Genomic DNA, 16,364 nt, shown 5'->3' with positions numbered 1-16,364 from the left:
TAGTGATTACCGATGAAGACGGTAACGTACAAACCGTAACTACGGATGCCAATGGAGACTATAGTGCTACCGTAGTAGCTGCAGGCGATGCTACCGTAGACATCGACGATGCTGATTTACCAGCCGGAGCGAATCAAACAGAAGGAACCGATCCAACGACAGTAACGGTAGTAGCCGGAACTACAGTAACAGAGGAGAACAACGGATACAACGTACCAGGAACATAGAAGGAACAGTTTATAATGATATAAACGGAAACGGGACACAAGATGCAGGCGAGCCAGGTTTACCAGGAGTAGACGTAGTGATTACCGATGAAGACGGTAACGTACAAACCGTAACTACGGATGCCAATGGAGACTATAGTGCTACCGTAGTAGCTGCAGGCGATGCTACCGTAGACATCGACGATGCTGATTTACCAGCCGGAGCGAATCAAACAGAAGGAACCGATCCAACGACGGTAACGGTAGTAGCCGGAACTACAGTAACAGAGGAGAACAACGGATACAACGTACCAGGAACAGTAGAAGGAACAGTTTATAATGATATAAACGGAAACGGGACACAAGATGCAGGCGAGCCAGGTTTACCAGGATTAGATGTAGTGATTACCGATGAAGACGGTAACGTACAAACCGTAACTACGGATGCCAATGGAGACTATAGTGCTACCGTAGTAGCTGCAGGCGATGCTACCGTAGACATCGACGATGCAGACCTACCAGTAGGTTTTGTACAAACAGAAGGAACCGATCCAACGACGGTAACGGTAGTAGCCGGAACTACAGTAACAGAGGAGAACAACGGATACAACGTACCAGGAACAGTAGAAGGAACAGTTTATAATGATATAAACGGAAACGGGACACAAGATGCAGGCGAGCCAGGTTTACCAGGAGTAGACGTAGTGATTACCGATGAAGACGGTAACGTACAAACCGTAACTACGGATGCAATGGAGACTATAGTGCTACCGTAGTAGCTGCAGGCGATGCTACCGTAGACATCGACGATGCAGACCTACCAGTAGGTTTTGTACAAACAGAAGGAACCGATCCAACGACGGTAACGGTAGTAGCCGGAACTACAGTAACAGAGGAGAACAACGGATACAACGTACCAGGAACAGTAGAAGGAACAGTTTATAATGATATAAACGGAAACGGGACACAAGATGCAGGTGAGCCAGGTTTACCAGGAGTAGACGTAGTGATTACCGATGAAGACGGTAACGTACAAACCGTAACTACGGATGCCAATGGAGACTATAGTGCTACCGTAGTAGCTGCAGGCGATGCTACCGTAGACATCGACGATGCAGACCTACCAGTAGGTTTTGTACAAACAGAAGGAACCGATCCAACGACGGTAACGGTAGTAGCCGGAACTACAGTAACAGAGGAGAACAACGGATACAACGTACCAGGAACAGTAGAAGGAACAGTTTATAATGATATAAACGGAAACGGTACTCAAGACGCAGGCGAGCCAGGTTTACCAGGAGTAGATGTAGTGATTACTGATGAAGACGGTAACGTACAAACCGTAACTACGGATGCCAATGGAGACTATAGTGCTACCGTAGTAGCTGCAGGCGATGCTACCGTAGACATCGACGATGCTGATTTACCAGCCGGAGCGAATCAAACAGAAGGAACCGATCCAACGACGGTAACGGTAGTAGCCGGAACTACAGTAACAGAGGAGAACAACGGATACAACGTACCAGGAACAGTAGAAGGAACAGTTTATAATGATATAAACGGAAACGGGACACAAGATGCAGGTGAGCCAGGTTTACCAGGAGTAGACGTAGTGATTACCGATGAAGACGGTAACGTACAAACCGTAACTACGGATGCCAATGGAGACTATAGTGCTACCGTAGTAGCTGCAGGCGATGCTACCGTAGACATCGACGATGCAGACCTACCAGTAGGTTTTGTACAAACAGAAGGAACCGATCCAACGACGGTAACGGTAGTAGCCGGAACTACAGTAACAGAGGAGAACAACGGATACAACGTACCAGGAACAGTAGAAGGAACAGTTTATAATGATATAAACGGAAACGGTACTCAAGACGCAGGCGAGCCAGGTTTACCAGGAGTAGATGTAGTGATTACTGATGAAGACGGTAACGTACAAACCGTAACTACGGATGCCAATGGAGACTATAGTGCTACCGTAGTAGCTGCAGGCGATGCTACCGTAGACATCGACGATGCTGATTTACCAGCCGGAGCGAATCAAACAGAAGGAACCGATCCAACGACAGTAACGGTAGTAGCCGGAACTACAGTAACAGAGGAGAACAACGGATACAACGTACCAGGAACAGTAGAAGGAACAGTTTATAATGATATAAACGGAAACGGGACACAAGATGCAGGTGAGCCAGGTTTACCAGGAGTAGACGTAGTGATTACTGATGAAGACGGTAACGTACAAACCGTAACTACGGATGCCAATGGAGACTATAGTGCTACCGTAGTAGCTGCAGGCGATGCTACCGTAGACATCGACGATGCTGATTTACCAGCCGGAGCGAATCAAACAGAAGGAACCGATCCAACGACGGTAACGGTAGTAGCCGGAACTACAGTAACAGAGGAGAACAACGGATACAACGTACCAGGAACAGTAGAAGGAACAGTTTATAATGATATAAACGGAAACGGGACACAAGATGCAGGTGAGCCAGGTTTACCAGGAGTAGACGTAGTGATTACCGATGAAGACGGTAACGTACAAACCGTAACTACGGATGCCAATGGAGACTATAGTGCTACCGTAGTAGCTGCAGGCGATGCTACCGTAGACATCGACGATGCAGACCTACCAGTAGGTTTTGTACAAACAGAAGGAACCGATCCAACGACGGTAACGGTAGTAGCCGGAACTACAGTAACAGAGGAGAACAACGGATACAACGTACCAGGAACAGTAGAAGGAACAGTTTATAATGATATAAACGGAAACGGGACACAAGATGCAGGCGAGCCAGGTTTACCAGGAGTAGACGTAGTGATTACCGATGAAGACGGTAACGTACAAACCGTAACTACGGATGCCAATGGAGACTATAGTGCTACCGTAGTAGCTGCAGGCGATGCTACCGTAGACATCGACGATGCTGATTTACCAGCCGGAGCGAATCAAACAGAAGGAACCGATCCAACGACGGTAACGGTAGTAGCCGGAACTACAGTAACAGAGGAGAACAACGGATACAACGTACCAGGAACAGTAGAAGGAACAGTTTATAATGATATAAACGGAAACGGGACACAAGATGCAGGCGAGCCAGGTTTACCAGGAGTAGACTTAGTGATTACCGATGAAGACGGTAACGTACAAACCGTAACTACGGATGCCAATGGAGACTATAGTGCTACCGTAGTAGCTGCAGGCGATGCTACCGTAGACATCGACGATGCTGATTTACCAGCCGGAGCGAATCAAACAGAAGGAACCGATCCAACGACGGTAACGGTAGTAGCCGGAACTACAGTAACAGAGGAGAACAACGGATACAACGTACCAGGAACAGTAGAAGGAACAGTTTATAATGATATAAACGGAAACGGGACACAAGATGCAGGCGAGCCAGGTTTACCAGGAGTAGACGTAGTGATTACCGATGAAGACGGTAACGTACAAACCGTAACTACGGATGCCAATGGAGACTATAGTGCTACCGTAGTAGCTGCAGGCGATGCTACCGTAGACATCGACGATGCTGATTTACCAGCCGGAGCGAATCAAACAGAAGGAACCGATCCAACGACAGTAACGGTAGTAGCCGGAACTACAGTAACAGAGGAGAACAACGGATACAACGTACCAGGAACAGTAGAAGGAACAGTTTATAATGATATAAACGGAAACGGTACTCAAGATGCAGGTGAGCCTGGTATAGGCGGTGTAGACGTAGTGATTACCGATGAAGACGGTAACGTACAAACCGTAACTACGGATGCCAATGGAGACTATAGTGCTACCGTAGTAGCTGCAGGCGATGCTACCGTAGACATCGACGATGCAGACCTACCAGTAGGTTTTGTACAAACAGAAGGAACCGATCCAACGACAGTAACGGTAGTAGCCGGAACTACAATAACAGAGGAGAACAACGGATACTTTATAGTTGATTCAAATCTTGCCCTTGAAAAAACTAGCGGAGGCGTAGTTGATACTAATGGTAATGGTATTACCGATGCTGGAGACACTATCATATATAGCTTTACCGTAATTAACAATGGTAATGTTCAAGTCGAGAACTTGGTTATTAACGATAATACAATTGGATTAATTAATGCTATTGTAACACCGTCTACGTTACTACCTGGACAAACAGGAACTATAGTAGATCAGGTTTACACCTTAACGGCTTCGGATATTGCTGCAGGTGTAGTAATCAACACCGCAGTTGTTGATGGTGATTCGATAGATCCTAATGGTGATCCAGCAGGTCCTGTTAGCGATGATAGTGATGACCCTAATAATCCAGCAAACGTTAACCCAGATGCTGACACTGATCCTGATGATCCTACCATAACTAATTTAACGGCAGGCGGTATCTTAAATGGTGTTGTATTTGATGATGAAAACGGTAATGGTGTTCAGGATGCAGGCGAACTTGGAATAGGAGGAGTTACAATCGATATAACTAACTCGGATGGTACAACACAGCAAGTTATTACTAATCCTGATGGTAGTTGGTCGGTTGTTGTTCCAGCAGGAGTTACCACTTCAAATATTGATGAGACGACCCTACCAAATGGGACAGAGGTTCAAACAGCTGGTACTGATCCTACAACAACTAATGTTGCAGCAGGTACAAGTGTAGGCGAACCTGCAGATGGTTTCCAAACACCAGAACCTAACTTAAGCTTAGATAAGGTTGCTAGCGCGGTTGCAGATGTTAATGGAAATGGATTTATTGATGCAGGTGATACAATTACATATTCCTTTACTGTTACTAATAATGGAAATGTACAAGTCCAGAATATTGTAATTGATGATGCAATTATTGGTGTGTCAGGATTAGTGATTACTCCTTCTGTGTTAAATGCAGGTGACGTTAGTAATGTTGTAACTACAAACTACACGTTAACAACAAGTGATATAATAAACGGTAGCATAATAAACACGGCAACTGCTACTGGTGAGGCTTTGGATTCAAATGGTACGAGTCTAGGAAATGTTTCAGATGACTCTGATGATCCTAACGATCTTACTGGTCAAGACATAGATAGTGACGGTGATGAAGAGGACCCTACATTCGTAGATTTGAGCTCTCCTAATCTCGCTTTCGCGAAAGCGGACTCATATACCGATAGTAATGGTAACGGTATAGCAGATGTCGGTGATATTGTTACTTATTCATTTACAGTTCAGAATACTGGAAACACTGTTGTGACAAATGCAAGTATTAATGATACAACAATTGGAGTGACTAATTTACCAGTAGTACCAGCTACCTTGAATCCAGGTGATATAGGGACTGCATCTTTTGATTATTCACTTACAGCAAGTGATATTGCCAATGGACAAATAATTAACTCGGCAACGGTTACTGCTCAAACTACAGATTCTCAAGGAAATGTATTACCTAATGTTTCTGATGTTTCAGATGATCCTGATGATCTTACAAATGTAGATACTGATTCTGACGGAGATTTTGAAGACCCAACTATTTTCAATATTCCTCAGAATGGAATCTTAAACGGATTAGTCTTTGAGGACTTAAACGGAAATGGAGTACAGGATGCAGGTGAGCCAGGCTTAGGTGTTGTAGATGTAGTAGTTACAGATTCAAACGGAGTTGTACAAGTGGTTACAACTCAGTCAGACGGAAGTTGGTCAGTGGTAGTTCCATCAGGAGATACGACAACCGATATAGACGAGTCTACATTACCAGCAGGAACAGATATTCAGACAGCCGGAACAGATCCAACGACCACAACAGTAGGATCAGGATCAAATGTAACAGAGCCAGCTGATGGATTCTTTACAGCAGAAGCAAACTTATCGTTAGAGAAAGTAAGCGGAGGAGTAGTAGATGCTAATGGGAATGGTATTACAGATGCAGGAGACACGATTACCTACAGCTTTACAGTGACCAATAATGGTAACGTATTAGTAGAGAATGCAGTAATCAGTGATGCCTTACTAGGTTTAGTAAATGAGCCAGTAGTTCCAAGTACATTAGCTCCAGGCGCAGTAGGAAGTATAGCAGATCAGGTTTACACATTAACGGCAGCAGATATAGCAAACGGAAGTGTAACCAATACAGCGGTATCAGAAGCAGACGCTATAGATCCAAATGGAGATCCATTAGGACCTGTGAGCGATGATAGTGATGATCCAAACAATGTGAATGATGTAGATCCAGACGCAGATGGCGACCCAGATGATCCAACGGTGACACCTTTAGATCAGAATGGAATCTTAAACGGATTAGTCTTTGAGGACTTAAACGGAGATGGAGTACAGAATGCAGGTGAGCCAGGTTTAGGTGGTGTAGATGTAGTAATTACAGATTCAAACGGAGTTGTACAAGTGGTTACAACTCAGCCAGACGGAAGTTGGTCAGTGGTAGTTCCATCAGGAGATACGACAACCGATATAGACGAGTCTACATTACCAACAGGAACTGATATTCAGACAGCCGGAACAGATCCAACGACTACAACAGTAGGATCAGGATCAAATGTAACCGAGCCAGCTGATGGATTCTTTACAGCAGAAGCAAACTTATCGTTAGAGAAAGTAAGCGGAGGAGTAGTAGATGCTAATGGGAATGGTATTACAGATGCAGGAGACACGATTACCTACAGCTTTACAGTGACCAATAATGGTAACGTATTAGTAGAGAATGCAGTAATCAGTGATGCCTTACTAGGTTTAGTAAATGAGCCAGTAGTTCCAAGTACATTAGCTCCAGGCGCAGTAGGAAGTATAGCAGATCAGGTTTACACATTAACGGCAGCAGATATAGCAAACGGAAGTGTAACCAATACAGCGGTATCAGAAGCAGACGCTATAGATCCAAATGGAGATCCATTAGGACCTGTGAGCGATGATAGTGATGATCCAAACAATGTGAATGATGTAGATCCAGACGCAGATGGCGACCCAGATGATCCAACGGTGACACCTTTAGATCAGAATGGAATCTTAAACGGATTAGTCTTTGAGGACTTAAACGGAGATGGAGTACAGGATGCAGGTGAGCCAGGTTTAGGCGGTGTAGATGTAGTAATTACAGATTCAAACGGAGTTGTACAAGTGGTTACAACTCAGCCAGACGGAAGTTGGTCAGTGGTAGTTCCATCAGGAGATACGACAACCGATATAGACGAGTCTACATTACCAGCAGGAACAGATATTCAGACAGCCGGAACAGATCCAACGACACAACAGTAGGATCAGGATCAAATGTAACCGAGCCAGCTGATGGATTCTTTACAGCAGAAGCAAACTTATCGTTAGAGAAAGTAAGCGGAGGAGTAGTAGATGCTAATGGGAATGGTATTACAGATGCAGGAGACACGATTACTACAGCTTTACAGTGACCAATAATGGTAACGTATTAGTAGAGAATGCAGTAATCAGTGATGCCTTACTAGGTTTAGTAAATGAGCCAGTAGTTCCAAGTACATTAGCTCCAGGCGCAGTAGGAAGTATAGCAGATCAGGTTTACACGTTAACGGCAGCAGATATAGCAAACGGAAGTGTAACCAATACAGCGGTATCAGAAGCAGACGCTATAGATCCAAATGGAGATCCATTAGGACCTGTGAGCGATGATAGTGATGATCCAAACAATGTGAATGATGTAGATCCAGACGCAGATGGCGACCCAGATGATCCAACGGTGACACCTTTAGATCAGAATGGAATCTTAAACGGATTAGTCTTTGAGGACTTAAACGGAGATGGAGTACAGGATGCAGGTGAGCCAGGTTTAGGCGGTGTAGATGTAGTAATTACAGATTCAAACGGAGTTGTACAAGTGGTTACAACTCAGCCAGACGGAAGTTGGTCAGTGGTAGTTCCATCAGGAGATACGACAACCGATATAGACGAGTCTACATTACCAGCAGGACTGATATTCAGACAGCCGGAACAGATCCAACGACTACAACAGTAGGATCAGGATCAAATGTAACAGAGCCAGCTGATGGATTCTTTACAGCAGAAGCAAACTTATCGTTAGAGAAAGTAAGCGGAGGAGTAGTAGATGCTAATGGGAATGGTATTACAGATGCAGGAGACACGATTACCTACAGCTTTACAGTGACCAATAATGGTAACGTATTAGTAGAGAATGCAGTAATCAGTGATGCCTTACTAGGTTTAGTAAATGAGCCAGTAGTTCCAAGTACATTAGCTCCAGGCGCAGTAGGAAGTATAGCAGATCAGGTTTACACGTTAACGGCAGCAGATATAGCAAACGGAAGTGTAACCAATACAGCGGTATCAGAAGCAGACGCTATAGATCCAAATGGAGATCCATTAGGACCTGTGAGCGATGATAGTGATGATCCAAACAATGTGAATGATGTAGATCCAGACGCAGATGGCGACCCAGATGATCCAACGGTGACACCTTTAGATCAGAATGGAATCTTAAACGGATTAGTCTTTGAGGACTTAAACGGAGATGGAGTACAGAATGCAGGTGAGCCAGGTTTAGGTGGTGTAGATGTAGTAATTACAGATTCAAACGGAGTTGTACAAGTAGTTACAACTCAGCCAGACGGAAGTTGGTCAGTGGTAGTTCCATCAGGAGATACGACAACCGATATAGACGAGTCTACATTACCAGCAGGAACTGATATTCAGACAGCCGGAACAGATCCAACGACTACAACAGTAGGATCAGGATCAAATGTAACCGAGCCAGCTGATGGATTCTTTACAGCAGAAGCAAACTTATCGTTAGAGAAAGTAAGCGGAGGAGTAGTAGATGCTAATGGGAATGGTATTACAGATGCAGGAGACACGATTACCTACAGCTTTACAGTGACCAATAATGGTAACGTATTAGTAGAGAATGCAGTAATCAGTGATGCCTTACTAGGTTTAGTAAATGAGCCAGTAGTTCCAAGTACATTAGCTCCAGGCGCAGTAGGAAGTATAGCAGATCAGGTTTACACATTAACGGCAGCAGATATAGCAAACGGAAGTGTAACCAATACAGCGGTATCAGAAGCAGACGCTATAGATCCAAATGGAGATCCATTAGGACCTGTGAGCGATGATAGTGATGATCCAAACAATGTGAATGATGTAGATCCAGACGCAGATGGCGACCCAGATGATCCAACGGTGACACCTTTAGATCAGAATGGAATCTTAAACGGATTAGTCTTTGAGGACTTAAACGGAGATGGAGTACAGGATGCAGGTGAGCCAGGTTTAGGCGGTGTAGATGTAGTAATTACAGATTCAAACGGAGTTGTACAAGTGGTTACAACTCAGCCAGACGGAAGTTGGTCAGTGGTAGTTCCATCAGGAGATACGACAACCGATATAGACGAGTCTACATTACCAGCAGGAACAGATATTCAGACAGCCGGAACAGATCCAACGACTACAACAGTAGGATCAGGATCAAATGTAACCGAGCCAGCTGATGGATTCTTTACAGCAGAAGCAAACTTATCGTTAGAGAAAGTAAGCGGAGGAGTAGTAGATGCTAATGGGAATGGTATTACAGATGCAGGAGACACGATTACCTACAGCTTTACAGTGACCAATAATGGTAACGTATTAGTAGAGAATGCAGTAATCAGTGATGCCTTACTAGGTTTAGTAAATGAGCCAGTAGTTCCAAGTACATTAGCTCCAGGCGCAGTAGGAAGTATAGCAGATCAGGTTTACACGTTAACGGCAGCAGATATAGCAAACGGAAATGTAACCAATACAGCGGTATCAGAAGCAGACGCTATAGATCCAAATGGAGATCCATTAGGACCTGTGAGCGATGATAGTGATGATCCAAACAATGTGAATGATGTAGATCCAGACGCAGATGGCGACCCAGATGATCCAACGGTGACACCTTTAGATCAGAATGGAATCTTAAACGGATTAGTCTTTGAGGACTTAAACGGAGATGGAGTACAGGATGCAGGTGAGCCAGGTTTAGGCGGTGTAGATGTAGTAATTACAGATTCAAACGGAGTTGTACAAGTGGTTACAACTCAGCCAGACGGAAGTTGGTCAGTGGTAGTTCCATCAGGAGATACGACAACCGATATAGACGAGTCTACATTACCAGCAGGACTGATATTCAGACAGCCGGAACAGATCCAACGACTACAACAGTAGGATCAGGATCAAATGTAACGAGCCAGCTGATGGATTCTTTACAGCAGAAGCAAACTTATCGTTAGAGAAAGTAAGCGGAGGAGTAGTAGATGCTAATGGGAATGGTATTACAGATGCAGGAGACACGATTACCTACAGCTTTACAGTGACCAATAATGGTAACGTATTAGTAGAGAATGCAGTAATCAGTGATGCTTTACTAGGTTTAGTAAATGAGCCAGTAGTTCCAAGTACATTAGCTCCAGGCGCAGTAGGAAGTATAGCAGATCAGGTTTACACGTTAACGGCAGCAGATATAGCAAACGGAAGTGTAACCAATACAGCGGTATCAGAAGCAGACGCTATAGATCCAAATGGAGATCCATTAGGACCTGTGAGCGATGATAGTGATGATCCAAACAATGTGAATGATGTAGATCCAGACGCAGATGGCGACCCAGATGATCCAACGGTGACACCTTTAGATCAGAATGGAATCTTAAACGGATTAGTCTTTGAGGACTTAAACGGAGATGGAGTACAGAATGCAGGTGAGCCAGGTTTAGGTGGTGTAGATGTAGTAATTACAGATTCAAACGGAGTTGTACAAGTAGTTACAACTCAGCCAGACGGAAGTTGGTCAGTGGTAGTTCCATCAGGAGATACGACAACCGATATAGACGAGTCTACATTACCAGCAGGGACTGATATTCAGACAGCCGGAACAGATCCAACGACCACAACAGTAGGATCAGGATCAAATGTAACCGAGCCAGCTGATGGATTCTTTACAGCAGAAGCAAACTTATCGTTAGAGAAAGTAAGCGGAGGAGTAGTAGATGCTAATGGGAATGGTATTACAGATGCAGGAGACACGATTATCTACAGCTTTACAGTGACCAATAATGGTAACGTATTAGTAGAGAATGCAGTAATCAGTGATGCCTTACTAGGTTTAGTAAATGAGCCAGTAGTTCCAAGTACATTAGCTCCAGGCGCAGTAGGAAGTATAGCAGATCAGGTTTACACGTTAACGGCAGCAGATATAGCAAACGGAAGTGTAACCAATACAGCGGTATCAGAAGCAGACGCTATAGATCCAAATGGAGATCCATTAGGACCTGTGAGCGATGATAGTGATGATCCAAACAATGTGAATGATGTAGATCCAGACGCAGATGGAGACCCAGATGATCCAACGGTGACACCTTTAGATCAGAATGGAATCTTAAACGGATTAGTCTTTGAGGACTTAAACGGAGATGGAGTACAGAATGCAGGTGAGCCAGGTTTAGGTGGTGTAGATGTAGTAATTACAGATTCAAACGGAGTTGTACAAGTAGTTACAACTCAGCCAGACGGAAGTTGGTCAGTGGTAGTTCCATCAGGAGATACGACAACCGATATAGACGAGTCTACATTACCAGCAGGAACTGATATTCAGACAGCCGGAACAGATCCAACGACTACAACAGTAGGATCAGGATCAAATGTAACCGAGCCAGCTGATGGATTCTTTACAGCAGAAGCAAACTTATCGTTAGAGAAAGTAAGCGGAGGAGTAGTAGATGCTAATGGGAATGGTATTACAGATGCAGGAGACACGATTACCTACAGCTTTACAGTGACCAATAATGGTAACGTATTAGTAGAGAATGCAGTAATCAGTGATGCCTTACTAGGTTTAGTAAATGAGCCAGTAGTTCCAAGTACATTAGCTCCAGGCGCAGTAGGAAGTATAGCAGATCAGGTTTACACGTTAACGGCAGCAGATATAGCAAACGGAAGTGTAACCAATACAGCGGTATCAGAAGCAGACGCTATAGATCCAAATGGAGATCCATTAGGACCTGTGAGCGATGATAGTGATGATCCAAACAATGTGAATGATGTAGATCCAGACGCAGATGGCGACCCAGATGATCCAACGGTGACACCTTTAGATCAGAATGGAATCTTAAACGGATTAGTCTTTGAGGACTTAAACGGAGATGGAGTACAGAATGCAGGTGAGCCAGGTTTAGGTGGTGTAGATGTAGTAATTACAGATTCAAACGGAGTTGTACAAGTAGTTACAACTCAGCCAGACGGAAGTTGGTCAGTGGTAGTTCCATCAGGAGATACGACAACCGATATAGACGAGTCTACATTACCAGCAGGAACTGATATTCAGACAGCCGGAACAGATCCAACGACTACAACAGTAGGATCAGGATCAAATGTAACCGAGCCAGCTGATGGATTCTTTACAGCAGAAGCAAACTTATCGTTAGAGAAAGTAAGCGGAGGAGTAGTAGATGCTAATGGGAATGGTATTACAGATGCAGGAGACACGATTACCTACAGCTTTACAGTGACCAATAATGGTAACGTATTAGTAGAGAATGCAGTAATCAGTGATGCCTTACTAGGTTTAGTAAATGAGCCAGTAGTTCCAAGTACATTAGCTCCAGGCGCAGTAGGAAGTATAGCAGATCAGGTTTACACATTAACGGCAGCAGATATAGCAAACGGAAGTGTAACCAATACAGCGGTATCAGAAGCAGACGCTATAGATCCAAATGGAGATCCATTAGGACCTGTGAGCGATGATAGTGATGATCCAAACAATGTGAATGATGTAGATCCAGACGCAGATGGAGACCCAGATGATCCAACGGTGACACCTTTAGATCAGAATGGAATCTTAAACGGATTAGTCTTTGAGGACTTAAACGGAGATGGAGTACAGAATGCAGGTGAGCCAGGTTTAGGTGGTGTAGATGTAGTAATTACAGATTCAAACGGAGTTGTACAAGTAGTTACAACTCAGCCAGACGGAAGTTGGTCAGTGGTAGTTCCATCAGGAGATACGACTATAGATGTTACTGATCCAACAGGTGCAGTATTAACAACAGTGGGAAGTGATCCTGAAACAGTTACTGTTGTGGCTGGTACAACTAATAATAGTACAGATGATGGATATCAAGGTCAAGGAACTGTAACAGGATTTGTGTTTGAAGACATAAATAATGATGGGTTATATGATCCAACTGTTGATAATTTATTCCCTGCCGGTACACTAGTTAATTTGACTGATATTAATGGAGTTGTAACTACAGTGACAGTAGATGCTACTGGTAACTGGACGGCTACAGTCCCTTCTGGAGATTATAATGTGGACGTAGTTGATCCATCAGGTTATATTTTATCTACCATCGGATCAGATCCAGAGAGTATAACGGTAGTGACTAATACAACTGTGACAACTACAGATGATGGATTTATACTTGAAACAGGTTCCATACAAGGGCACGTGTATAACGATTTAAATAACAACGGTGTGCAAGATCCTGGTGAACCAGATCTTGCAGGTGTAAATGTCATCGTAACTGATAGTTTAGGAAATACCCAAATTGTCGTGACTGATAGTAATGGTGATTATACAGTTACAGTAACCGGAGGACAGGATGTTACTATTGATATAGATGAAGCTACATTACCTGCCGGAGCTATTTTAAGTGAAGGTACAGATCCAACTACAGTAAATGTGATTTCTGGTACTACTGTATTTGAGGAAAATAATGGTTATTATATCCCAGGAGTAGTTACAGGTCACTTGTATGAAGATTTAAATGGTAATGGAGTACAGGATGCCGGTGAACCAGATTTAGTTGGTGTAGATGTGGTAATTACTGATAGTAATGGTAACATACAAATTGTTACTACTGATGTTAATGGAGATTATTCTGCATTGATTTTAACACCTGGTAATGTGGTTGTAGATATTGATGACAATACGCTACCATTAGGTTTTGTACAAACAGAAGGTACTGATCCTACAACCGTTGTTGTAACATCAGGTAGTACTGTTTTCGAAGAGAACAACGGTTTCAATATACCATCTGTAATTACAGGTCATCTTTATGATGACGTTAATGGTAACGGCGTGCAAGATCCAGGAGAACCAGATTTAGCAGGAGTAACTGTGATAATAACAGATTCTTTAGGTATGGTGCAGACTGTAGTTACTGATGTTAACGGTGATTATACAGTAAATGTCTCTGCTCCTGGAGCGACAATTATAGATATTGATGAAACTACTTTACCAGTAGGAGCTGTTCAAACAGAAGGAACAGATCCTACAACGGTAATAGCTGTTTCAGGAGTAACAGTATTTGAAGAAAACAATGGTTTCAATGTTCCAGGAACTGTGTCTGGTACTATCTATGATGATGTCAATGGTAATGGAGTTCAAGATCCAGGTGAGCCTGGATTATCAGGTGTCACAGTAGTCATTACAGATTCACTAGGTAATATAGTTACAGTGGTTACAGATGCAAATGGAAATTACACAGCAGTAGTTTCGGCACCTGGTAATGCTACAGTAGATATAGATGAAGCAACACTACCGGTAGGTGCCATTCAAACACAAGGAACCGATCCAACTGTTGTAACCGTAGTTTCTGGCATTGATACGTTTGAAGAAAATAATGGTTATAATACACCAGCAACCGTAACAGGTCACTTATATGAAGACCTAAATGGTAATGGAGTTCAAGATCCAGGAGAGCCAGATCTTGCAGGAGTAACTGTAGTTATAACTGATTCTGATGGAAATATTCAAACTGTAATTACAGATAATAATGGAGATTATACTGCAACAATTGTGGTGCCTGGAGATGTTGTGATTGATATTGATGAAACTACGTTACCTGCAGGTGCAACCCTTACAGAAGGAACAGATCCTACAACCGTAACAGTAACAGCAGGTGCGACAGTGTTTGAAGAAAATAATGGTTTCAATATTCCAGGGACTATTTCAGGACACGTTTATCTAGATTCAAATGGAAATGGAATTCAAGATCCTGGAGAACCTGATCTTGCAGGAGTAAGTGTAATTATAACCGATTCTGAAGGGAATACTCAAACTGTAATTACAGATGCAAATGGTGATTATGTGGCTACCGTGATAGCAGCAGGAGATGCTATTGTAGATATAGATGAAACAACATTGCCAAATAGTGCATCACAAACAGAAGGGACAGATCCTACAACTGTAACAGTAATTTCAGGTGTAGATGTGTTTGAAGAGAACAATGGTTACAACTATCCAGATAATGATGGAGATGGAATACCAGATGTTGATGATATTGATGATGACAATGATGGTATTATTGATATTCTTGAAGGTAATGGTGATAGCGATGGAGACGGAATTCCAGACTGGTTTGATTTAGACAGTGATGGAGATGGTATTCCTGATAATGTTGAAGGTCAATCAACAGCTGGGTATGTCGAGCCTTCTGGAGTTGATTCTGATGGAAATGGATTAGATGATGCGTATGAAAATACACCAGGATCTGGAGAGGGAATTATGCCAATAGATTTTGATGGTGATGGACTTCCTGATTATCTAGATGAAGATTCTGACGATGATGGAGTTCCTGATAGTACAGAAGGTTTTGATTACGATAATGATGGTCAGCCAGATGTTACGCCTTCAGGAAATGATGCAGATAATGATGGTCTTGATGATGCGTTTGATAGCACGCCTAATGGTGGTTATGACGATGCAAATGGAGCATTTGTGGACAGTGATCCTCGCAATGATCTTAATAACACAGATGGGGATGAGGAGCCAGATTATAGAGATTTAGATGATGATAACGATGATATTATTACAGGTCCAGATTTAATAAATGGAGACTTTGATAATGATGGAATCCCAGATTATCTAGATTCAGACCCAAGAAAAATTAAGATATTTAACGGTGTAACACCAGATGGTGATGGACGTAACGATTTCTTCATCATTCAAGGAATCGAGAATTTTGAAAACACGGTTAGTATTTTCAACCGTTGGGGTGTAGAGGTTTATAATACTGAGAACTATAACAATGGTAACCGTGCATTTAGAGGTATATCAGAAGGTAGAGTGACAGTAGCACAAGGCGAGAAATTACCAGAAGGAACATACTTCTACGTAATTGAGTACATCAATGATCAGAATGAGACAGTTCAATTAGCTGGCTATCTTTATATTAACAGATAAA

6 protein-coding genes are annotated in these 16,364 nt (G+C 43.0%); all 6 read left to right on the top strand.

Annotated features, from left to right (window positions below; all coding sequences use genetic code 11):
• The first annotated feature begins 2 nt into the window (after positions 1-2).
• The 6 genes from HCN53_RS07200 (at position 3) to HCN53_RS07175 (ending at position 16,363) form a co-directional block, all read left to right on the top strand.
• Positions 3-227: a hypothetical protein gene (locus HCN53_RS07200; protein ID WP_167343268.1), complete on the top strand. Its 225-nt coding sequence runs from the start codon at positions 3-5 to the stop codon at positions 225-227.
• Positions 206-982, top strand: a complete 777-nt coding sequence (locus HCN53_RS07195; protein WP_317168816.1) for an SdrD B-like domain-containing protein — start codon at positions 206-208, stop codon at positions 980-982. The genes HCN53_RS07200 and HCN53_RS07195 overlap by 22 nt, the downstream gene beginning before the upstream one ends.
• Positions 983-1,008: 26 nt before the next feature.
• Positions 1,009-7,437, top strand: coding sequence for an SdrD B-like domain-containing protein (locus HCN53_RS07190; RefSeq protein ID WP_317168815.1), 6,429 nt, complete (start codon positions 1,009-1,011; stop codon positions 7,435-7,437).
• Between the two features lie 145 nt (positions 7,438-7,582).
• Positions 7,583-8,164: an SdrD B-like domain-containing protein gene (locus HCN53_RS07185; protein WP_167342526.1), complete on the top strand. Its 582-nt coding sequence runs from the start codon at positions 7,583-7,585 to the stop codon at positions 8,162-8,164.
• Positions 8,053-10,350, top strand: coding sequence for a beta strand repeat-containing protein (locus HCN53_RS07180; RefSeq protein WP_167342524.1), 2,298 nt, complete (start codon positions 8,053-8,055; stop codon positions 10,348-10,350). The genes HCN53_RS07185 and HCN53_RS07180 overlap by 112 nt, the downstream gene beginning before the upstream one ends.
• A 145-nt stretch (positions 10,351-10,495) precedes the next feature.
• A complete protein-coding gene (locus HCN53_RS07175) occupies positions 10,496-16,363 on the top strand; it encodes an SdrD B-like domain-containing protein (RefSeq protein WP_167342522.1) in 5,868 nt (1,955 codons plus the stop codon).
• The last annotated feature ends 1 nt before the right edge of the window (position 16,364 follow it).

The sequence above is a fragment of the Nonlabens sp. SY33080 genome, assembly GCF_011784885.1.
Taxonomy (GTDB): Bacteria; Bacteroidota; Bacteroidia; order Flavobacteriales; family Flavobacteriaceae; genus Nonlabens; species Nonlabens tegetincola.
Note: the sequence above shows the minus strand (reverse complement) of the source record. Positions and strands in the feature narration are given on the sequence as shown.